Source organism: Halostella sp. PRR32, assembly GCF_034808085.1.
GTDB lineage: Archaea > Halobacteriota > Halobacteria > Halobacteriales > Natronoarchaeaceae > Halostella > Halostella pelagica.
This window is the reverse complement of record NZ_JAXHGL010000007.1, coordinates 141342-162026: the sequence shown is the minus strand read 5'-3', so window position 1 is coordinate 162026 and position 20685 is coordinate 141342. Positions and strand designations below refer to the sequence as shown.

Below are 20685 nucleotides of genomic sequence, written 5' to 3'. Positions count from 1 at the left end.
CTGATGTGTACGGTCTACAACATCAAGCGAGCCGTGAAACAGTGAAATCAAACGCCTTCTGGCGATTCACCAGAGCCAATTCGAGCAGTACCCGTCCTGAGCGAATCCCTCGACGTAGACGGCGTGCTCACCGAAGAAGTCGTAGCCGGAGGTCACGCCCATCGTGATCGGGTCTGACCGCCCGGGCAGCCGGACTTCGAGGCCGTCGAACATCACGTCCATATGGACCTCGCCGCCGCCCCGGTAGCGCCGGATCTCGCCGAACATCACGTTCCCGAGCGGCGACCCGTCGATGGTCTCCTCGCGAAGGACCTCTTCCAAGGGCCTGTACACATCCACCGGGTTGATGATCGCGTAACTGTCCGTGGGGACGTGAAATAGTGGGTCTGCGTCGGGCTCGCCGTCTGTCGCGTGGTCGCGCGCTCTTGTCGGCTCGACCAGGGCGTTGAAGCGCTCCGTTTCGACCCACTCGTCGGAGTAGGGATTCCGGTATGCGACTGTCGTCTCGACGGCCTGCGGGAGGTCACGAATCGTCTCGGCGAAGGACTTCGGTTCGTCGACCGTTTTCTTCCGGCGGTACCAGTCGGGTAGTTCTGTATCGGTTCGTCCGTCGACGCCAGCGAACACGGTTCTGGATTCTGGGTCTTTCATTGCAGTCACCTCGAAATCGAATTCGTCGCTCGCGACGGCGCTCTCATCACGCGCCCTGCGCCCCTCTCACGGGCGCAAAAACAACCACTCTTAACCAACGCCCCGCCCACGAATCCAGTACTGTTGGTTAAACATCTGGACGGTCTCGACACCTGGCTTCGGCTCTTCAATTCACTCGTCGGCGTGGCGTCGACGGCGCACCTGTTCAGGATTCGGCACCCACGGATGTGCGTCCCAGCAGTGCAGGGCGTGCTCTTGTGCCGTGTCGAACAGCGCCTCACACGACCCACACTCGTAGGCGGTGTCGGACCACGGTTCCGTGACGAACATCGCCGTCACCGTCGATCTGACTGGATCTGGTGCGGCCGACCGCTGAACGTAATCATAGCCGATCACTGTCCGTCGACGAAGCGCCGACTGTGCCAGCCGTTCGGGCCGGTCTGCTGGGAGATACACCCAGCGGACGAACGCCTCTTCTGAGTCCTTCGCCGAGGGTTGAAGGATGAACCATCGGTTGTGCTCGTCGCGGAACAGATACCGCTCAGTGCCCCGGTTCTGGAGATAGAGCGGATCACCACGACCGGGAATCAGCCGAAGTCCCACTGACGGCGAGATCGGGGTGAGGAGTCGCTCTTCCAGTGAGAGCGAGCCGGACTCTCCGGATGATGTCTCGCTCTCGAAGTCATCAAGCGTCGCTTCGCCAGTCATGATTCGCCGGGATTCGTCTCGTCTGTGTCTTTCCCAGCTATTCGCTCGTGCCGGTCGTTGTATCGCTTGAGTTCTCGGCCGATGCACTCCAGCGCCGTGACAGCGCGTTCGATGAGCTGGTACGTTGCTCGCGAAAGTCGGAATTTCTCCATCAGTTGGCCTCCTCTGGCTCGACGAGGTCGTTACTCTCAGCGACGAGTGCCTGAACGGCAGAGACAGGGTCGTTCTCGACCGGAAGTGTTCGATGGTCAAGCGGGGCGGGATACGCCCGGTCCCCCTGCGCACAAAGTATGATCAACCACTCTTCGCTCCCTTTGGCGCGGACGACGTAGTGGTCGATATCTCGACGTTGGAAGACTGTCCGATCTGTCCGGCTCACCGCACTCCAATTCGCCGGCAGTGACGATGACGGCGCCCCACCATCTGGCGTGAGTGCTCGGTACTCTTCGAATTCGGCGAGTGCCGCCTCGATATCCTCCCCGGTGAGGTGCCAGCAGTCGGCCGGGCCATCACACACCAGCTGACTGACCACGTCGTTGCGGAACTGGATGTAGTGTTGCTGGGCGACAGTTTCGTTGTCGGTGTAATCGAGGAGGAGCACACAGGCGAGCTGTGCCGGTCCGCTTCCCGTATAGCCCCAGTCGAATTCCGCCGGGCTATGCCGCACGAGACCGAGACTTCGATTTGGGGAGAGGCGTTCGTGTGCGGTGAGGTTCAGGACCACTGGCGTTCCGTCGACACGCATTCCGACGTACTCAACGCAGTCTGCACTCGCCTGCCATCGCTCACTCGCATCCTGTACGACTGCTCGTGGGTCGGTAGTCGAATTCATCTCCATCGGTTGCATGCGGGCGTTCGGATTCCCCGCACCCTGCTGGGGGTCGAAAAACTACCACCGGCTATTAACCCCTCAGCGTCGCTTCAAAGTTAGAACTCAGACTATTATAGTTCAAACTATAACATTTCTACAGATAACTAATCAATAGGGACTGTTTATTCTTCGAATAGACAGCGAGCGGCTGCATCGTCGCCAGCGAGGGTCTGCTGATCCTCGTCCGTATCAGCGAAGAGTGTTGACTGATCTCCTTCGGTTGATTGCTCAACTGCGGGTCGATCGTCGACGCCGAACACACTGGCCTCGGGCCGATCAAGACGTGAATCCCGGTCGCGATGATCCACGTCAGCACCGAAGTCCTCGAGTGAGGTCTCGACGCTCGTTTCAGTTACTTCGAGTTGGCCATCGTCGCCGAATGCGGTCTGTCGTTGAATTTCGATCTCGGCTTGATCGCTCATCTCATTCGAGCCTCCACCCACCGAGGCTCCGACAGACATCCCCGAGTGCTGCGTCAATTGTCTTCTGCGCGAATTTCGCTGGCCCGATCTTTGAGCCGGCGAAGAATCGGGATCCGTTGCTGATTCGCATTCTCGTAGGCGACGCAGGCTCGCAGCGTCTCCATGTCATGAATCGTCGCGATACCAGCATTGATGAGACGGGTATTTGGCGGTTCGAGACGCTGTTTCGGTGTGAGAGCGTCTGATTCGACGGATAGATCTGACGAATCGCTCATTTTTGTTCGCCTCCGCTCTCTCAAGGCGGCAACAAACAGCGGCCAGGCCCCTCCCAGTCGAAGAAATCTCCTGTCAGAACTCCACGTCAGTTTGGCGGTAGTTCGCGTCAGTGTCGACGCTGTCGTACATACGGCCGAGCATGTCGAGCGCTGACTGGAAGTGCGCGTAGTGCTCGTTTGCGAACGCCACAGTTTCTTCGAGTGGGATGACAGGCCGTCCGTCGACCATCTCGGCCTCGATCTGTGGCCGCGGCTTGAGTACCACCTGTATCGAACCATCGAGGTCGGCAGCAGGCAGGCGTTCTTCCGCAGTCGGGATTTCGAACCGATCGAAGAACGCCGTCCAGGCATCGAGGTCAGACTCGTGGACGGCGATGAACAGCGGATAGTCCTCTGGGTCGCGAGCGACCTGGTAGCCACCGCGAGTCCAGACGTAGACCGCATCGATGCCAGTGTATGCATACTCCATCCCCGTGAACTGCGGGAGGACATAGGCTTCTGAGATTGACGGCGGCGAGATGTCCGCTGACGCTGTCAGGAACTCGAGACCGGCGTCTCGGAGCGTCTGATCGATGAGATGAAGCCCATCGTCGTACGCGACGTATCCCGCCTCCTCGAGGCTATTCACGACGCGACGGATCGTCTCCCGGTTCTCGTCGATCTTCCGCGCGACGCCTGAGATGGAATCGCCTGGATCAAGCGCGAGGATAACCTTGAGTTCCTTCTCACCGCACACTTCGTACATCCTGCGGCTACACAATTCTGTGCAATAGTCAAAAAAGTACTATTCGTGTGGGTCGGCTGGCTGGATCTGGCGAGTGTCCTCAGCGAGGTCGTGGATATACTCGCGGAGGGTTTCCATATCCTCGCGGGCGTCTTCGAGCGTCTTACCCTTCACTTTGGCCGTGATCTTGTCTTGATCGCGGGTGCCAGTACCGCGAGTGAGTTTGACGGTGAGTGAGACGCCGACATCGCTTCGCTCGACGTACTCGGTTGGCACCTGACGCTCACGGTTCTGTTGCGATTCTGAGTCCACACGAGGCTGCTGAGTGTGTTCTGACATTGATTGCGCTCTGTGATCGTTAGTTGACGGACGGTGCAACTGGGTCGTCGACTATCTCATGAAGGGTAGCATCTATCTCGCGTCCGGTGAGTCGCCAGCAGCCGTCGGGTCCTGTACACTCTAGCTGGCTCACTACTTCGGTCTTGAACGCCTTGTACTCCGAAAGCGCTACCTCCTCATCGTCGGTGTAATCGAGCAGGAGGGCGAGTGCGAGTTGGGCCGGCCCGCTGCCACCATATCCCCATTCGAAGCCCGAAGGACTGTGATTTGCCAGCTCGAGACTCCGCTCTGGCGTGAGCTGTTGTTGGTCTGATTGCTTCTCGACGATGGCGCGGCCTCGACGACGGTAACCGACGTAAATGACGTCGGGATCAGCCGTGGTCCGTGACTGTACGTGTGAGCGTGGGTCGCTGATTCCACTCATAGGTTGGTTCGCGGGAGGCTCGTTTGATCACCCCCGCACCCCTCTCGGGGGTTCATAAACAGGACGGCGAAGCGTTCGGCAACGTATTTGACAGTTGCAACGTACTGTCCAGGTATATCGGAATGGCTGTACTGGACGACCTCTCAGGGTTCGAGTTCGAGGACGTAATAGAGGATGTCTTCCGCAATCTCGGCTACGAGAACGTCCGTCAGGCCGACCGAACCGCCGACGAGGGTCGCGACGTTATTATGGAGGAGGTCGTCGACGGCACCCGGCGCGCGATCATCGTGGAGTGCAAGCACACGGGGACGGTCGGACGGCCGGTCGTCCAGAAGCTCCACTCAGCAATCGCGACCTTCGACTTCGACGGCCCCAAACGCGGGATGGTCGTCACGACCGGCCGGTTCACGAACCCGGCTCAGGAGTACGCCGACCGCCTCCAGCAGAACGACGACCCCCATCCAATCGAGCTGCTCGATGGCGAGGACCTCCGGGAGATCGCCGACGAGATCGGCCTCGACCTCTACAACGGTCGCATCGAGATTCTCTGCGACGAAACGCTACGTCCCTACGACCCGGCCGCCGACGTCGACGCGGCCGTCGAAGAGGCGTTCCGCGACGTCGAGAACATCGAGGCCGCCGACCTCCCAGACCCACACTCATCGGTGACGTTCCGGCCGGTGGTGGCGGTCACCGCGGACACGAACGTCGTCTTCGAGACGTCGGTGGGCGTCATCCACCGGATTAACGATCGGACGCGATTCGTTGCCCACGCCGAACGCGGGCAGCCGCAGGTCGTCGACGAGGACGTCGCGACGCTGGTCACCGAGAACCTCCACGCGACGGTCGATCTCGACGCCGAGCAGTTCGGAGAGGTGTTCGACGACGTCGAGGAGCGGCGGTTCGGCCAGACTCAGACGGAGTACAAGGAGTGGGCCGTCGAGCGGCTCCAGCAGCACCACACGAAAACGGTCACCTACACCGGCGACAACAACGTCACCTACAACAAGACCTGCGAGCCGAACCGCTCGGACATCTCCGTCCAGTCGATCGAGCCGGTGTACCTTCCCGAGGTTCGGCACACCACCGACCACCAGAAGTACACCTATCCCTATGAGTACTACGCGGCGGGCCCCTCACGAATGACCGCCGAGGACGGCATCCATCGGTGCGTCCACTGTGACACGAGCGGCATCGACGAAACGTACACGTACTGTCCGAACTGCGGGGCGATCGCCTGCACCAGCCACACGAAAACGGAGCGGCTGGAAGGTGAGTCGATCTGTACGGGCTGTGCGGTGACGGAACGGTTCGCGCTGAAGACGAAGTACTTCTACGACGAGGAGAATCTCGAGGCGTTCCGCGAGGAGTACGCCGAAATGCCGCTTCACGAAAAGGCGATGGAGAACAAGTGGCTGGCCGGGGGGAGCGTGGTCGCGACGCTGCTGCTCATCGTCGGACTACTCGTCATCGGCGGCATCATCTAAGCGGCCTCGGTGTTCACGCCGGCTCAGCGACCAGCTCTTCGAGCGCGTGCTCAAGCGGGCCGTGGAACTGCCAGCTAGCCCGCTCGAAGGCTTCCTCGGTCGGCCCATCCCAGCGCGGGAATGCGGAATGACCGCTCACTTTGACTGTCCACTCGGTCGGCTCGTCGAACGGGTTCTCCGTCGGGAGTTCGACGACGTAGAGGTACTCCTCGTCGCCGTGGATGCCGTCGGCCGGATTCTCGACGCCGTGGCCCAGCAGGAACAGCGGCTGGTCCAGGTGCTCCATATTGGACGGCTCGAGGAGATCCGCTGGCTGAGCCGCGTCGATCGTTCGCTCTGGGTCGCCATCCAGGTAGAGGTCGACCGTCGAGAGCTTGTCGAGGAACACGAAGGTCGCCGCCGTGTAGCCCGGTCCCCGCTCTGCGCGGGTCGCATCGAGAAGCTCTTTCAGTTGTGCGAGATCCCGGAGGACGCTCCCGGGATACCCGTCCGAATGCCGGTACACCTGCGCGACGCGGTCGGCGCTGCCATCTGTCTCACCGGTCTGTTCGACTCGTTGGACGAATCGGAGTTGGCTCCGTGTCGACATCGGTACTCGCCGGCGCGTGTGCGCCGGCACCCATCGCCGGCGCTGAAACAACACCACACAGTCGTAGCGGGATTGCAATCCGCTACGCGAGATGTGACACCTCGTCTGGTTCCTCCACGTCGTCGAATTCACCACGCTCGACCGGCTCCCAATCCTCCCCAGGTGCTGGACTCCACCAGTCGATCTCATAGGCACCCGGTGCACCGAGGATTTTTGCCCGTGCCGAGCCGTCAGGCAGGTCGCGGCGGAGCTTCTCGTCGACGTGAAGGTTCCACGTTGAGTCGGTGTCGAAGCACGCGAGCACAGCCTCCTCGTAGCCACGGTCTTCTCGAGACTCTTGGAGGACGACCTGCGTGTTACAGTTCTTGCAGAACACTCCCTCGAAGGGAATGTGGGTGAACACTTCCTGCCCGCAGACGGGACACCAGAGGAACTCGAACAGTGCCTCGCTGTGTCGGTCGAGTACTTCGAGACTCATTGTTGGACCGACCCGGTTCGACCGGGTCACTCTCTCCGCCCCGGCCGAAAAACACCCTGCGTGTGTACGTCCTCAGCGTTCAGGGCCGTAGACGATGCGCGAGGGGGCTTCGTACCCACAGTCCGGACAGTCGTACCAGCGCTGTACCGTCGCTCCATCAGCTGTCTTCTCACCGACGAGGACGTCGTCGTTTGGACACTCCGGACAGTTCAGTTCGGGCGCTGGCCGCTCCCGAAGCGCATCCCGGAACGTTGTCGCCTTCTTCGTCTCGAAGCCTCGCGACCAGATCGGGTAGCCGTCGACGAGGATCGCTCCGCGCCACTTGTACCGGTATGAATCCGGCGCCCGGTGTAGAACAGCTCGCGCTCCAGTCTCGGTGTTTCGATACGCGAGTGTTGGTGAGCGACTCTCTCGTGACCAGTTGGTGATTCGTGGCATCGTTGGTCAGAAATGAACGTCTGCGGGGACGATCCAGAGCGTCTGGCTGTCCTCGTCTTCCTCGAGGACTCGGTCGAGCTGGCCTCGATGCCGAATCCCCTGGGCGTGCTGGTCGTACATCGGGATTGAGGGCCCTTCGTACGCGCCGACCTGGTGGAACGCGTGGCGGGCGAGGTCCTCGTCGCGCATGATCGCCTCGTCGCTGAGCTCGTCGAGCGCCTCCTTCACGCGGTCGAGATTCCGCTGAAACTCCTCTTTCGTGGCCTTCCAAGCCCGGTCGAGCAGTTCACCGCCCTCCTCTGAGTTGATGGGGGCCGCCGTCGGCAGGTCACCCCAGCGGGCCTTCCCGGCGACCGTCGTGTCGTCTTCATCGAACGTGACGTAGTAATCAAACACGGCGCAGCCGTGGGGATTCGCGCCGACGAGACGGTCGAAGACTGCTTTCCCCTCGACCAGGGCGTCGTGCTGTGTCGGTGCTTCCACCAGCGCGTAGATGACCATATGCATCTGGTTCACCTCGGAGTGCCGACTCACCGGGCGCCGCTCGGCGCTGTCTGCTCGGTGCGCCGGCACCCATCGCCGGCGCTCGAAAAACCTCGCTTCGGGAGACCGCGTTCAGGAATCGGCAGTCTGCTCGACGGTGATCGTCAGGTCGCCCGACTCGTAGTCGGCCTCGAAGTCGGTGCTGAACGCGTCGGAGTCGTAGGCGGCGTGGTAGGCACGGTGCAGTTCGAGCGACCCGGTCGCCTTGAAGTGGAAGAACGCGGCCGCCGTGTAGGGTTGGCTCTGGGTTTCGATCTGCGTCTCGACAGAGGCCGGGAGCGCGATTTGTGGTGTGTCCGTATCGATACTCGTAGCGAACGCCTTCGCTTCCTCGACGGTCGCCTGCGAATGTGCGGGTGTCTCGCCGGTGAGCACGTTTACCGGCGTCTCGGTATCGTCAGTGAACAGGACATCGTGGAAGGTGCGCGTCCCGAGGACTGCGTCGGGACTTAACTCGCAATCGTGGAGTGGATCGTCGTCTGGATTCTCGGGCATCAAATCAGAGCCTGCGGTGGGGCTCAGTCTCTACTGCCCCAGACAAACTGCAAATTGTCTCGATAGAGCGCAGGAAAGTCGCGAAAGAGGAGCGTCCTGCCCGCACTTCCCGCCGCAGAGTCAGGTGTCGGAGAACCGATCGGGCTCGATTCGCGACAACCGCATCGCGTTCCCGGTGACACCGAGGCTCATCCCCATATCACCGACAACGACCGCCAACGCAACGCTGACCAGCCCCAGTGGCACGCCCAGCGCGAGCAGGAACTTCACGCCGAGACTCGCCCAAATGTTCTGCCGGATCACCCCGTTGGCCGTATGCGACAGGTCGTACAGGTACGGGAGTTTCCCGACGTCGTCGCCCATCAACGCAATATCGGCCGTCTCGAGAGCGGTGTCGGTGCCGGCCGCGCCCATCGCGATGCCGACCTCCGCGGTGGCGAGCGCGGGCGCGTCGTTGATGCCGTCACCGACCATCGCGACATCACCGTACTCTGCCTGTAACTCCTCGACAGCGTCGACCTTCTCGTCGGGCAGGAGTTCTGCGCGATACTCGTCGACCCCGACCTGCTCGGCGATTGCGCGGGCGGTGCCCTCGTTGTCGCCGGTGAGCATCACCACGCGCTCGACGCCCAGCTCGTGCAGGCGTTCGACGGCCCGCTTCGAGGCCGGGCGAACCTCGTCGGCGATGGCGATCGCACCCAGCAGTTTCGACTCCGTCCCGACGATAACGACAGTCTTGCCCTCCCGCTCCAGCGCGGAGAGGGCATCCTCGGCGAACGCCCCGTTCTCGCCCTCGGTCGCCTCTTCCGTCATAACGCCGCCGTCCGTCTCGCGGCGTGCCCGAGCGAGGTCGAAGCCCAGTTCCTCGAAGAGCGCGGGCTTGCCCGCATAGTACGTCTCGCCGCCGATCTCGCCGCGGATGCCCTTCCCAGTGAGGCTCTCGAAACCCGTCGGGTCGGGCAGGTTGCCCACGCCCGCCTCCTCAGCACGGGCGAGAATCGCCGTAGCAATGGGATGCTCACTGCGCTGCTCCAGCCCAGCGGCGCGACGGAGCAGATCGTCCTCCGTAGTGTCACCCACCGGAACGACGTCGGTGACGGCGAGTTCGCCCTTGGTGAGCGTCCCGGTCTTGTCGACGGCGACGGCGTCGACCTCGCCCATCGCTTCCAGGTAATTTCCGCCCTTGATCAGGACGCCGTTCTTCGCGGCGCTCGTGATGCCCGACACCACCGAGACGGGTGTGGAGATGACGAACGCACACGGGCAGGCGATCACCAGCAGCGTGAGCCCACGGATGAACCACGTCTGCCAGTCGCCCGCGAAGGTGAACCCGTAACCGGCTAGGTCCACCGCCACCGGATCAGCGATAACCAGCGGCGGGATAGCGGCGGTCAGGATTGCCAGCACGACGACGAGGGGTGTGTAGTAGCCGGAGAAGCTGTCGACGAACTGCTCAGACTCGGTCTTCTTCGCCTGTGCGCCCTGTACCATTTCGATAATACGCGAGAGCGTCGAATCGCCAGCGGTCGAGGTGACCTCTACCTCGAGGTACCCCTCTTCGTTGATCGCGCCGGCGTACACCTCGTCGCCGGTGGTCTTGTCGACGGGGACGCTCTCGCCCGTGATCGGCGACTGGTCGACTGCACTCTCGCCTTCGATGACCGTCCCGTCGAGCGGAATCTTGTCGCCAGGGCGGACGACGACGGTCTCGCCAACGTCGACCTCCTCGACGGAAACGGTCACTTCCTCACCATCGCGACGGACGGTCGCCTCGTCGGGCGAGAGTTCCATCAGCTCGCGCAGAGAATCCCGTGCCCTGTCCATCGCATAGTCCTCGAGCAGTTCGGCGATGCTGAACAGGACGGCCAGCGTCGCGGCCTCGACGAAGTAGCCGATGCCGGTTGCGGCGATGATCGCTGTCCCCATCAGGAGGTCGATGTCGAGGCTTCGGTTCTTCGCGGAGTAGTACCCGCTGCGGACGACCGGGATGCCACTGGCCGCGACGGCACCGAGGAACAGGACATCTGCGATGTGTAGCGGGTAGTCGAGGATGCTCGCTATCGCGGCGTTCTGGCCGGTGAGAAGGAACTCGAAGACTAGACCAAGGATGACGAACGCTGCGCCGAGCCACGTCTTCTTCGCGCGAGAACTCGTCCAGACCTCCGAAGGTGGCGCGATATCGACGCCGTCGGCAGACTCGTCGGTTTCGTCGTCTGCTCCGCCGATCACGTCATAGCCGGCGGCTTCGATCGCCGCGACGACGTCGGCTTTGGTAGTCCGGTCCGGATCGTACTTGATGGTAGCTGTCCCGGTGGTCGGCTGGAGCGTGGCCTCAACGACGCCGTCGACGCGCTGGAGGCTCTTGTCGACTTTTTGCGCACACGACGGACAGTCCATCTCGGGGACCGTGAGACGGGCAGTCAACTCCCGCTGCCCGCCGCCGTTCGGTGGTCCCGCTGTATCCACATCGGAATTCTCTGTCATCACCTCACGGTAGGAGCGGGAGTTCGATATGTCTTTGTTGGAATATTCCAACCGCGGTGTCAGTGCGATGCCAGCCGTTCTTCCGCTACCCGCTCGCCGGCGACGTGTTGCTTCGCCAAATGTTCTTCCGCCCGACGGAGCCGGTAGGTAAGTGTTGACCGAGGCACGTCGAGATGCTCGGCCAACTCGCCGACATCGACCTCGCGGGGCGACTCGTAGTAGCCGTGTTCGACGGCGGCTTGGAGGGCGGCTTCCTGCGCCGGGGGTAATCCGCTCGGTGTTTCGTCGCTTCCTCCAGCTGCTGTCGTCGTGTCCGCGGTGCGGAGCATCTCCATCTGAGCGCATTCTTCGACGGCAACCTCGAGGGAGTCGAAGAATGCCGCCACGTCGCCGTCGCCCGAGTGGATGAGTCGCCACGTGTAGTGGCGGCCCTCATGACGGGTCTCGAACAGCACGCCGTCCCCGAGATGGTCGCGGGCGATGTGGGGAACCGAGGCGCAGGTGGGGGTTCGCTCCCAGTCGGAGTAGAGGACGAGCGTGTCGTCCGTGCGGTCAAGGACGCGGGTGGTCTGGGTGGCGCCGCAGTCCTCGGTGGCGAGACAGTCGGCGTAGTAGTCGCTGTTTCGAAACGCGTCCTCGATGGCGTCGAGTGCGTCCGGAGTGCCGGTGGCATGGTCGACTCGCCAAAGTTGGTCGGCAGTCGCGTGCAACGAAAGCGAGCGGACACGGGCGTCGGGGTAGTCGGCAAGGGCATCCGCCACCCTATTGCACCCCGGCTCGTATTCGAGGGCGAAGACGAGTTCGCGCATACCCCGTCTACGGCCTCCTCCGACATAACCAATGGCACGGGACTACGTCTACTGGTGAGCATCAGATCACGTCGTTCGGGTCGTGGACCTCCTGCATTCGCTGCGCTTCGGCCGCGTATTGGTCCTGGAGATCGGGGTCATCAACCGTGCCGAGATTGCCGGGCCCCGCATCGACTGCCGCTGTCGTATCTCGAATATCGGTGAAGGACGTGAGTGCCCGCTCTTTCCGATAATACTGTTTGCCGTCGGGTGTCGCGTAGGTGAGGATGATTAGGTTCTGTTCATCATCGGAGTAGGTACGTTCGACGAGCCATACTCGCACCTCGTCATCAGCCCGATCTGACATATCCAGACGTTCGTGGGGACTCAGAAAGGGATTGGCGTTATAATCGGTCGACTGACGCAGTTTTCGACGGTGATTCACCACCAGGGATGCGCAGTTCCTGGCGCTCGCCGACCCACTCGCCGAGTTTCTGCTTGAGGTACTGCCTCGCCGTCGACGGCGTGAACACCCCCTTGTCGACCATATCGCCGACGACGTCCTTCAGCGCCCGGAACTGCCCCTTCAGATGGCCGTCGCCGACCGGCTCGCCGTCGTGCCACCGAACGGTCGCGAGCGCCCCGTTCCCGACCGTCTCACCGTTGTCGATTGTCTCTGAATCGTACTGCAGGCCGAACCACAGCGTCCGGTAGGCGGTCACCTCGAAGGTCGGTGACACCACGTAGAACGCCTCGTGGTGGAGGTAGTCGAGATGGTCAGCGATGATCTCGTCGAGGGTGAGCCCGGTGGCGCGGGGCTTCGGCTCGACGACCGTCGACGGTCGATCCTCGTCAGCGAGGTAGCCGTCGACCGCATCTGCCTCGAGGCCATCGGCCAGTTCAGCCAGCAGCTGTTTCGCCCACTTGGAGTTGGTGTCGTCGCCACCGAACGGCGACTCAGCCGAAATTCGGTGCTTGAGCTTGAGGTTCGCTGCGCCCCAATGGCTGTAGTGGAGCGTGTACTGTCCGTCTGTGCGTTCGTACGCAACGAGTGCGCGGTGGCCCATCGAGCAATCACCTCACGGGGCGACCGCTACTGGATCGCCCCGCACCCCTCTCGGGGGACGAACAACGCTACTCCTCGATTGGTTCGGGGGAACTGAGATCCGCGTAGAGGACTTCGCCGTCGCGAACGACGTACCGCTTCGCCAGCACTGGGAAGCGACACTTCGTGAACCCCGCTGTCTGGATGTCGAGTTCCTCGTCAGCTTCGAGGTGGTCGGCAAGTTCTCGCAAGAATTCGTGGGTCACGATGCCGCCCTCGTAGTCCGGGAGGCCGTTCTCCCGCGCCTCGTACACTTCGAAGTCATCGTACCCCCAGATGGTGAGTTCGCCCTTGTCGGTGACCTCCCAGTCGAGCGTCCCGAAGCAGTAGCTCTCACAGAGTTCGCGGACAGCCTGTGGATCCGATACGATCGCGCCGGTTGACGTCGTCGCAGCTTGTAGTGTCGCCATGTCTGGACTCGCGGGAAGCCCCGCACCCCTCTTGGGGGGCGATAAACCGACACTGGAAGTGCCCCTGGCGTCGACGGCGATGACGATCAGTCGTCTGTTGGGGCGTCTGGTCCGCTCCCGTCCTCTGGTCCCGTGAGTAGGCTCACTTCTTCCAGGAGGTCTCTTGCAGTCTCGACTCGCTCTCGATCCGCGTCGTCCAACCGCTCGACGTCGAGGCGGCTGAGATTGCTGAGTACACGATGCATCCAGTAGCCCTGTTCGACTTGCTGATTCATCGGTAGCGCCTCACCACTCGCCGGCGCGGATAGACACTCCACGTGACTGTCGTCGTCGCATCAGGTCGCCACCAGTGCTCGTCGCGACGCGTTGCCGCCAGGAGGTCACTCTCACACCCGTCGTCCAACATTGTGTCCGGGCTGTGGGATGCCTCGCCGGTCGGCCGTAGTTCCTCAACGTCAGAATATCGGTCGTACATCGGTTGGCCATACCTTCTGTCGGTATCGCATTTCAACGTCCGGACGCCTTCGCCCGCAAGGCATTCTTGATTATGCGAGACAGTACAAACATATATGGGAGTAGGGCGCGAACACTGTCCCAAGAGGTGCCAACCATGACCGAATCCTCGCGAGATGGGGTCCAATCGTGGACTGAGTCGATGAGCGCCCGCGACCGCATTCGGGCGGTCGCCGAGTCACTTCGCGAACCCCGCTCAGTTAACTGGATCAGCGAGCAGGCCGACGCCGCCTGGAGCACGACCAACGAGGAACTTCAGGACCTCGTCGACCAGGGCCAGTTGCGTCGCGTCGAGGCCGGCGAGACGACGCGCTACCAACCGGACTACACGCGACTGCTCTTCGAGGAGATCCGCACGCTCATCGAGGAAAATACCCGCGAGGAGCTGCGGAGTGAATTGGCCGCGATTACCGAGGAGATCGAGGAGTGGCAGGCGACCTACGACGTCGAGACGTGGGAAGAGCTTGAACAGTCGCTCGCCGACGGCGACCTCACAAGTGCGGAGCTCCGGGACCGCCGCGACGTCATCGCGTTCTGGCGTGAGAACGAGGAGGATCGCCGCCTCATCAAGCACGCACTGGAACTCTACTCCGACGTCGAAGCTGCCCGCGAGCAGATGACCGACGTGGCTGACCGCGCCACGAGCTAACCCTCCTCTCTCACAGAATGATCTTTCTTGCCGGTCGCGACCGCTATACACAGCGGACCCTCCTCCGCGACGTTCACGACCGATTGACGAACCAGCCAGGGTGTGAAGAGGTCCGCTATCGCCCGTCTCGACGCCGACCCCGGTACGTCATCGCGGGTGTCGATCCGACGACGTTCCTGAGTGACTCGTACGACGCGGCGACAGCACGACTGGAGATTCGCTTCTGGTACCCCGCCGGCGTCGACCACGAATACTACCGCATAAACTGGGTCGAACCGGACCGAAATCTGATGCTCGGATTCCACCAAGATGCCGACCATCCGGACCTTGGGCCCTGTCATATCCAACTCAATCACGAAGACACGCCGGTTGATCGGCACAAGGCGACGTTTCTCGATGCGCACCCACTCGCCGTCCTCGATGACCGACTACAGCAGTTCCCGCCCGCGCTAGATGCGATCCACTGGAAGAATGGAGCGCCCTCGCTCCCTACCTGGCCCGTCTAGACAGCGAGTTCATCGAACCTCTGGTGATGCGTCCAGGCCGTGGTCGGCGTGACGTTTCCGGACTTGGCGATGTCACGGTGCGTTACCCACACCCCCTGTTCCCGCCCCGCTTTGTAGAGACAGGCCGCTGCGAACCTGCCGAATGAACGCCCGCTATGACTGACGTCGGACTTGCGGGTACTCACCGTGTTAACCAACAGAAGCCATCTCCATCGGAGACTGTTGGTTAAACGGTGAGATTCCTACTGCCCTATTCGGGAGCAGGCCCGTAGCGACCTGTGCCACACACTTGGCACTCCCAGATTGGTTGGCCCGTCCAGGTCTCGTCAGGGAGCGACTCGCGTGTACTGAAGCGATGTTCTGTTTCTTTCGTACAGTGCTGGCACTCGAGGGCTGTTACGGTCGGGATTTCAGCTCTGGTACTGGAGGATTTCGTTTCGCGGGGTACTGTTTCCACAGCGATTGCTGGGACGATCCACAGCTGATCGCTGTCGTCGAGCGTGTGCTCGAGGGACGACTCATCGCGAATTCCCTGGCCACGCTCGTCATAGACGCGTGGAATCTCCGTCTGAGAACGATCGCTCCTCTCGTTCCACGCTGTCCGCTCACGGGCCGCTGTTAGTAACGCGTCGCCAGCCGCTGCGGTCACCTCAGTAGCAGCGGGGAGCGTAGGCCAGCGCTCGGTTAGCTGGGGTGCGGGCTCGTCGTCGAGATCGTAGATGAGCGTACAGTCGTCGATGGGCTGGTCGTGACCTGACGAGAGAAGTGTCGCTGCTGCTGCTCCCCTTGCCACGGCGCCGTAGAACGTCCCCGATTCGACGAGGAAGTGGATCACACCACGCAGTGTCTGCTCGGAACTCGCAGCACCCGACTCCGACGCGCCGTCAAGTTCGTGTTCGAGACAGAACCGGCATTTTCGTTGCGACGCCGGGATCGATGCGCCACAGGAGACACAGGATCGGTCTGTGTCGGTTGTTCCGTCCGGATACCCACCCGAATGCGAGGCTTCACGCTGGCGGCTTGGCTGGCCGTCTGCTGGCTGATCCAGCGCTGGGTCCGGCACCAGAGCGCCCTCCCCGACAGGTTGGAACGCCTCTCGGTCTGAGTTGTGGTCAGTCATCGATTCGCTCCGCGTTTCCCCCGGTTTGGTATTTAAACTCAGGGGTGAGAAAATGCGGGGACGGATTCGGCGACGACGGGATAAATCTGACCGCCTGAGACCGATTCAGTCACGGAGCTCGGCGACCGCTCGACCGACCTCGCGAACGTGCTCACTCCGCTCGATATCGAGTTCTGTCGACAGATACTCGACAGTCTCGTCCAGATCCATACCCCCTTGTAGACTCTCTGCCTGTATGTAGGTATTCCTCTACCGGAGGCGTCTCAGATCGCTTGGAGTTCGTCTCGCCGGCTTCGGAGCGTCACGACTGACACCTCTGCTGCCGACGCGACGGTGGATTGGGTAATCAACGCGCCCTGCTCTTGGGCAGCCAGATAGACACAGGCGGCCGCGACGCCCGATGGCTGACAGCCGTTCGTGAGGGTTGTCCCCTCGGCGCGTTCTGCGAGTTCGTTCGCGCGCCGACGAATGTCGTGGTCTAACTCCAGCGCCGAGATCAGGCGTGGAATGAACGACGTCGGGCGCATTGGTGGTGCTGGGAGCTCTAATTCGCGATTCAGTGTTCGGTAGGCGTTGGTGACACGAGCGGACTCGACTCGGGCGGCGTCGACGACATCCTCGAGGAGAAGCGGGTGTTGGTTACATCGACAGGTACCGTAGATACTCGCTGCACCGATGGCTTCGATGGATCTGCCTCGAAGCAGATCCTCGCTCTGAGCGCTCCGGAAGAGCTGGCACGCCTGGTCACGAATCGACTCAGAGAGCTCGAGCGCACTCGCCAGCCGGCGTACCTCGCCCAACCCGTGTGCGAGATTCCGTTCCGCTTTGGACCGCCAGCGACCACGGGTCTGCTCACGTCGCATCCGGGCCAGCTGCCGGCGTTTCTGACCAGAGAGTTCGTTCCCGTGTGCGTCGGTTCCGTGGCCGATCTCGGTCGAGATGCCTCGATCGTGACGGGCTGTAGTGAGTGGTGCGCCTGTTCGCTCGCGCTCGTCTGCATCGTACGCCCGCCACTCCGGCCCGTGATCGATACGTTGTTCCTCGATAACAAGTCCACAGTCCTCGCAGATCGTTTCGACCGCATTCGTAGTGACCCGGCCGTCACACTCTGGACACTGGGTAGCGCTCGACTCTGTTTGGACGTCTTCGTCGAAGCCAGTTTCGTAGATGTCTCTGGTAGTCATCGTTCTCACCATGTTCAGGAACTCGCCAGTACAGCGAATCCTTCACCCATTATGGGTGGAATAAACCTCTACAAGACGGTTCAGATATCTCGGAACCGATGGCGTACAGCGACCGAGTCTGATTCTTATACCAATGAACTGGCTATGCAGGAACTGGGGCGGCACTCAAGGCCACAACAGGGGACCGAATACATATTTATCTAAGGTGAGAGGGGGAGCATATGAGTGATTCACATCTTCGGCGTCTCCATGAACTCAACCGTGAATATCCGGCGGTTGATCGGTCGACATTATATCGCGAATACCACCTTCAGCGCTTCGATATGCTTAATTCAGAGGATGCAATTCCACAGCTCTTGTTCCATATTGTTCCTGAAAGTGCTCTTGATGGATCGCGTCTTGTCGATATCACAGAACTTGAGGAACTGCCTGTTCCCGCGACGTGTCGACCATCGTTTCGGCCCGATAGACTGTTTGAACACGCGGATCCGACATGGAACCATATTGTCGCTCGCTACGAGAATCGAAAAGACCTGAGTTCAGTGGCAACTCTGTATGATACTGGCATATATGAGGCCCGGGGGAGCGGGCTCTGCTATCCAACCGGTCATTCATACGACTGTGACTATGCAGTCAGTTCACAGGATCTTGAATTAAGTCTCGTCACCGTCCTCCAGTTCTATCGTGACGTCCTTCCTGATGAACACAGCGAGAAGGTGTATGCAATCCTCAGTGGGACAAATCTCACGAACGCGACAATAGACCAACATCGGCAGGTTGACCGGGTTGAAGCATTTCCTGAACCTAACCGCACCTCGCGCCTCACACCTCTCAGTCTGTCCGATGAAGACGGTATCCGTGACCAACTCACACCGCTTTTCCGACCATTATCAAACTCTCAGTTCGGATATCATCCCGGTTTCTATTACGATGATGAAGGTGCGTGGGAATTGGATGAACATCTAGAGTAGCGTTGTTACTGGCTTTGCATCCGGTCCAGCTCATTCTGGATTAGATCGGATGGCGGCTCGTAGAAATCAAAGATCTGGTATAGCGGTTGGGTCAAGGTCTCAACCACTTCCGGTAGAGCGTCTTCAAAATCTTGAACAGTGAAGCGTTGACTGGCCGTAACTGTCGCTTGATGTGATTCTCTTTCAATCGGAGGGAAAAGTCCACGGCGATTTTCAATTGAGCCCAGTGTTCGTCCCTCTAGTCCCGTCCATCGGGCTTGCACGGTGACCGACGTGTTTTCCTCACCGAGTTCTCGCCCCAACCGCTTCGCATGTAGCAAGCATTCACCGACTCGCCAGATTGGGAGAATATAATCCAAAACTGTACCTGGCTCAAGTTCATCTTTGCTGTCTTCCTGATAGCCACGAAGCAAGAACAGCATCCCGTCTGGGGATGCACGCCAGTAGTCTGCGTGCGCTGGGTCATCGAATGTTCCGCCGGTATACCACCCTTCGATTGTCTCATCGCGGGGATGTACCTGATCCTCGCTGATCAGCCACGCCGGCCACCCCGTTTCATGACCTTTCACCTCCCGTAGTAGATCTAAGAACTCAGAGAGAGATGGCTGATCAAACTCAGAATCCAGACTGTAAGCAAATGACCAGTACCCGTGACGATAGGGTGAATTATCCATATTTCCGTACTCGTCCATCACGTTGGCTTCCCAGTCTTCCCGCATAGCCTCAGTCCACGAAGCAAGCTGATCCAGCGGATCAATCTCTTCTTCACTTGCTCCTTTTTCGAACCCCGTCAGTACGGTTCGCATTCGATCTAACAGATCATCACGTGAGGCAGTGACACACCGCCGAATCAATTCGTCCCACTCACGTCCTGTCTTCGGTGCTGCACTTTCTGGCCCTGGCCGCCTAATATAATATGTGTTGTAGGTAACGTGTTGGTCTTCAGGGCCAGCACTGTCTGATCGAATCGGCACCCGATGGTCTCCCGGTACATCGATAATTGGAAAGACTTCACCAGATTCTGGATGTTCAATATGGTATACTTCACAGTGAAACTGGGGCTCAGCAAACTTCTCAACGATCCCATTAATCGTATCTTGATCGTAGTGGTCAATCGGATGTGGTCGAGATGGATCCGGTTCCCATGATTCACCGACCTCCTCATATCCAATCAAAATCTGACCCCCACCAGAATTCGCTAATGCGAGCATCGCTTTTGCTACGTTTGCCTTGTCCACATTATCAGACAGATCAAGCCAGCTTTTGATTTCACGATGGACCTCTTCTCGTGGATTACGCAATAGATCCTGCCACCGCTGATCCACGTCTCCCGATTTAACCATATTCCCTCTATGTTTCTAGTCAGCCTAAAAACCTCTCTAGGCGGTAGTTGCTTTTTATTTCGGACGGATACACGCGGTTAGCGAATTCCCGAATTCTGACATACATCTCAGCTCGGTTCTTGAGGTTGTGGCTGCGCGCGCAGCGACCAGCGGGAGCGAGCACGGAGCGGTGGGTGGGGCGGTGGGGCCTGGGCCGGTCCGGCACTCACGAAAAAAGAAAGGGCGTTGCCCCTACTCCTCCCACCAGCGGCGGTCGCGTTCTGGGAAGACGATCATACTGTCGTAGGTCACGGCGAGTGAACATCGTCCCTCGTACCAGTTCTTCTTAACCGCCCGCATTCGGACGGTGTCCCCTTCTTGGACGAAGGCAGGCTCCGATTTTCGCCACGAGGTGAACTTGATTTTCCCGGTGTCGTCCGCGACCAAGCCCACTTGAGCGATCTTCCGGCTGGAAGCATCCCAGAGCTGAACGACTTCTCCTTCGATGCTCACCTCATCCGTCTGCACGTCCGGGACGTCCTCGATCGGGCAGATGGCGCCGGGGGCCGCCTTGAGTGCATCCATCGTGTCGAACACTGCTTTGGTGATGTCTTGCCCCTTGGCGACCCGCTTTGCGAGCGCCCGCGAGACGGCCGCCCGACTGTGACCGGTGCGAAGCCGCTGTGCCATCCGGTCTGCTTCCTGGTTCACCTTCGCCAGCTCCATCCGGGAGAGACGCTCTCGCGGATCCGTCCGGTCCGGGGTGCGTTCCGCCCGCTTACGCTGTCGCCGTTCGGTGACGACCTTGCGAGTTCGCTTCGCCCGCCCGTCTTGGGTGCCGAGTTCCGCCTGGGCGCTGATGTGGTCCAGTTCGGCCTCCCGGGCGCGAATCTTCTCTTCCTGCGCGAGGGGCAGGTGCGAGAAGTCCTGGACGATGCCGTCTGGGTGGTTGGAATCCACCTTCGCCTGCTTTTCCTGCTGAACCGTCGCTCGGAACTCCGGTTTGTCGTCGACGACCTTGAAGCCGTCCTCGTCGACGCCGGCGTCTTCGGTTCGTTCGAATGCCTGTTCATCCACCGTAACGACCTTGCGACTCGAGTTGTTACTTGACATTGGTATCCTCCAGATACCACTGAAGGCGCTCGTGCGCCGCCACCGCGATGCCCCTAACATCGCGGTTTTCCGACGA

At 60.6% G+C, this 20685-nt stretch carries 28 protein-coding genes and 1 pseudogene; 4 read left to right on the top strand and 25 right to left on the bottom strand.

What is annotated here, in order from left to right:
* Positions 1-78: 78 nt before the first annotated feature.
* From SM753_RS18590 to SM753_RS18550, 9 genes and pseudogenes are all read right to left on the bottom strand, one after another.
* A pseudogene (locus SM753_RS18590) lies at positions 79-651 on the bottom strand (hypothetical protein); the annotation flags it as partial.
* A gap of 171 nt (positions 652-822) precedes the next feature.
* The gene (locus SM753_RS18585; protein WP_128904653.1) at positions 823-1359 is read right to left on the bottom strand and encodes a hypothetical protein; all 537 of its coding nucleotides are present in this window, start codon (positions 1357-1359) and stop codon (positions 823-825) included.
* Positions 1356-1511, bottom strand: coding sequence for a hypothetical protein (locus SM753_RS18580; protein WP_164932745.1), 156 nt, complete (start codon positions 1509-1511; stop codon positions 1356-1358). Before SM753_RS18580 ends, SM753_RS18585 begins: the two co-directional genes overlap by 4 nt.
* Entirely contained in the window at positions 1511-2197 is a 687-nt protein-coding gene (locus SM753_RS18575; protein ID WP_128904728.1) for a DUF6166 domain-containing protein, read from the bottom strand. The genes SM753_RS18580 and SM753_RS18575 overlap by 1 nt, the downstream gene beginning before the upstream one ends.
* Before the next feature lie 155 nt (positions 2198-2352).
* Positions 2353-2652, bottom strand: a complete 300-nt coding sequence (locus tag SM753_RS18570) for a hypothetical protein (protein WP_128904652.1) — start codon at positions 2650-2652, stop codon at positions 2353-2355.
* A 53-nt stretch (positions 2653-2705) separates the two neighbouring features.
* On the bottom strand, positions 2706-2927 hold the full coding sequence (locus tag SM753_RS18565; RefSeq protein ID WP_128904651.1) for a hypothetical protein: 222 nt from the start codon (positions 2925-2927) through the stop codon (positions 2706-2708).
* Between the two features lie 73 nt (positions 2928-3000).
* Entirely contained in the window at positions 3001-3672 is a 672-nt protein-coding gene (locus SM753_RS18560) for an RNA polymerase subunit sigma-70 (RefSeq protein WP_128904650.1), read from the bottom strand.
* A 39-nt stretch (positions 3673-3711) separates the two neighbouring features.
* Positions 3712-3990 (bottom strand): hypothetical protein, encoded by a 279-nt coding sequence (locus SM753_RS18555; RefSeq protein WP_128904649.1) that lies wholly within the window; start codon positions 3988-3990, stop codon positions 3712-3714.
* A 19-nt stretch (positions 3991-4009) separates the two neighbouring features.
* Positions 4010-4414, bottom strand: a complete 405-nt coding sequence (locus SM753_RS18550) for a DUF6166 domain-containing protein (protein WP_128904648.1) — start codon at positions 4412-4414, stop codon at positions 4010-4012.
* A 122-nt stretch (positions 4415-4536) separates the two neighbouring features.
* On the opposite strand from SM753_RS18550, the gene SM753_RS18545 reads away from it, so the two are divergent.
* The gene (locus SM753_RS18545) at positions 4537-5901 is read left to right on the top strand and encodes a restriction endonuclease (protein WP_128904647.1); all 1365 of its coding nucleotides are present in this window, start codon (positions 4537-4539) and stop codon (positions 5899-5901) included.
* A gap of 13 nt (positions 5902-5914) precedes the next feature.
* Here the strand turns inward: SM753_RS18545 and SM753_RS18540 are convergent, their stop codons facing one another.
* From SM753_RS18540 to SM753_RS18490, 11 genes are all read right to left on the bottom strand, one after another.
* Positions 5915-6490, bottom strand: coding sequence for a hypothetical protein (locus SM753_RS18540; protein ID WP_128904646.1), 576 nt, complete (start codon positions 6488-6490; stop codon positions 5915-5917).
* A gap of 82 nt (positions 6491-6572) precedes the next feature.
* The gene (locus SM753_RS18535; protein ID WP_011222455.1) at positions 6573-6968 is read right to left on the bottom strand and encodes a hypothetical protein; all 396 of its coding nucleotides are present in this window, start codon (positions 6966-6968) and stop codon (positions 6573-6575) included.
* A gap of 72 nt (positions 6969-7040) precedes the next feature.
* Positions 7041-7406 carry a hypothetical protein gene (locus tag SM753_RS18530; RefSeq protein WP_135306299.1) on the bottom strand — a complete coding sequence of 122 codons (366 nt, stop codon included), beginning with the start codon at positions 7404-7406 and terminating at the stop codon, positions 7041-7043.
* 6 nt (positions 7407-7412) lie between these two features.
* Complete coding sequence (locus SM753_RS18525) at positions 7413-7913, bottom strand: hypothetical protein (protein ID WP_011222453.1); 501 nt, start codon at positions 7911-7913, stop codon at positions 7413-7415.
* A gap of 108 nt (positions 7914-8021) precedes the next feature.
* Complete coding sequence (locus tag SM753_RS18520; RefSeq protein WP_011222452.1) at positions 8022-8444, bottom strand: hypothetical protein; 423 nt, start codon at positions 8442-8444, stop codon at positions 8022-8024.
* Between the two features lie 120 nt (positions 8445-8564).
* Positions 8565-10928 (bottom strand): cation-translocating P-type ATPase, encoded by a 2364-nt coding sequence (locus SM753_RS18515; protein WP_222923974.1) that lies wholly within the window; start codon positions 10926-10928, stop codon positions 8565-8567.
* 59 nt (positions 10929-10987) lie between these two features.
* The gene (locus SM753_RS18510) at positions 10988-11737 is read right to left on the bottom strand and encodes a helix-turn-helix domain-containing protein (RefSeq protein ID WP_004594502.1); all 750 of its coding nucleotides are present in this window, start codon (positions 11735-11737) and stop codon (positions 10988-10990) included.
* A 61-nt stretch (positions 11738-11798) separates the two neighbouring features.
* Positions 11799-12083, bottom strand: coding sequence for a hypothetical protein (locus SM753_RS18505; RefSeq protein ID WP_004594503.1), 285 nt, complete (start codon positions 12081-12083; stop codon positions 11799-11801).
* Between the two features lie 37 nt (positions 12084-12120).
* On the bottom strand, positions 12121-12783 hold the full coding sequence (locus SM753_RS18500; protein WP_004594504.1) for a DUF6735 family protein: 663 nt from the start codon (positions 12781-12783) through the stop codon (positions 12121-12123).
* Between the two features lie 67 nt (positions 12784-12850).
* Positions 12851-13231, bottom strand: a complete 381-nt coding sequence (locus tag SM753_RS18495) for a hypothetical protein (RefSeq protein ID WP_004594505.1) — start codon at positions 13229-13231, stop codon at positions 12851-12853.
* An 86-nt stretch (positions 13232-13317) separates the two neighbouring features.
* Positions 13318-13506, bottom strand: coding sequence for a hypothetical protein (locus tag SM753_RS18490; protein WP_004594506.1), 189 nt, complete (start codon positions 13504-13506; stop codon positions 13318-13320).
* 335 nt (positions 13507-13841) lie between these two features.
* On the opposite strand from SM753_RS18490, the gene SM753_RS18485 reads away from it, so the two are divergent.
* Positions 13842-14393, top strand: a complete 552-nt coding sequence (locus tag SM753_RS18485) for a hypothetical protein (protein WP_049938513.1) — start codon at positions 13842-13844, stop codon at positions 14391-14393.
* Between the two features lie 17 nt (positions 14394-14410).
* On the top strand, positions 14411-14899 hold the full coding sequence (locus SM753_RS18480; protein ID WP_011222449.1) for a hypothetical protein: 489 nt from the start codon (positions 14411-14413) through the stop codon (positions 14897-14899).
* On the opposite strand, the gene SM753_RS18475 is transcribed toward SM753_RS18480, so the two are convergent.
* The 3 genes from SM753_RS18475 to SM753_RS18465 all read right to left on the bottom strand — a co-directional run bounded on the left by SM753_RS18475 (position 14896) and on the right by SM753_RS18465 (position 17203).
* Complete coding sequence (locus SM753_RS18475; protein WP_264084018.1) at positions 14896-15096, bottom strand: transcription initiation factor IIB family protein; 201 nt, start codon at positions 15094-15096, stop codon at positions 14896-14898. The genes SM753_RS18480 and SM753_RS18475 overlap by 4 nt on opposite strands.
* 53 nt (positions 15097-15149) lie before the next feature.
* The gene (locus SM753_RS18470) at positions 15150-16019 is read right to left on the bottom strand and encodes a hypothetical protein (protein ID WP_011222448.1); all 870 of its coding nucleotides are present in this window, start codon (positions 16017-16019) and stop codon (positions 15150-15152) included.
* Between the two features lie 263 nt (positions 16020-16282).
* Positions 16283-17203 carry a transcription initiation factor IIB family protein gene (locus tag SM753_RS18465; protein WP_049938512.1) on the bottom strand — a complete coding sequence of 307 codons (921 nt, stop codon included), beginning with the start codon at positions 17201-17203 and terminating at the stop codon, positions 16283-16285.
* A 221-nt stretch (positions 17204-17424) separates the two neighbouring features.
* Here SM753_RS18465 and SM753_RS18460 point away from each other — a divergent pair, with 221 nt between their 5' ends.
* Entirely contained in the window at positions 17425-18174 is a 750-nt protein-coding gene (locus tag SM753_RS18460; RefSeq protein WP_011222446.1) for a hypothetical protein, read from the top strand.
* A 5-nt stretch (positions 18175-18179) separates the two neighbouring features.
* On the opposite strand, the gene SM753_RS18455 is transcribed toward SM753_RS18460, so the two are convergent.
* The gene (locus SM753_RS18455) at positions 18180-19517 is read right to left on the bottom strand and encodes a helix-turn-helix domain-containing protein (RefSeq protein WP_011222445.1); all 1338 of its coding nucleotides are present in this window, start codon (positions 19515-19517) and stop codon (positions 18180-18182) included.
* 231 nt (positions 19518-19748) lie between these two features.
* A complete protein-coding gene (locus SM753_RS18450; RefSeq protein ID WP_004594516.1) occupies positions 19749-20609 on the bottom strand; it encodes a hypothetical protein in 861 nt (286 codons plus the stop codon).
* Positions 20610-20685: the final 76 nt, after the last annotated feature.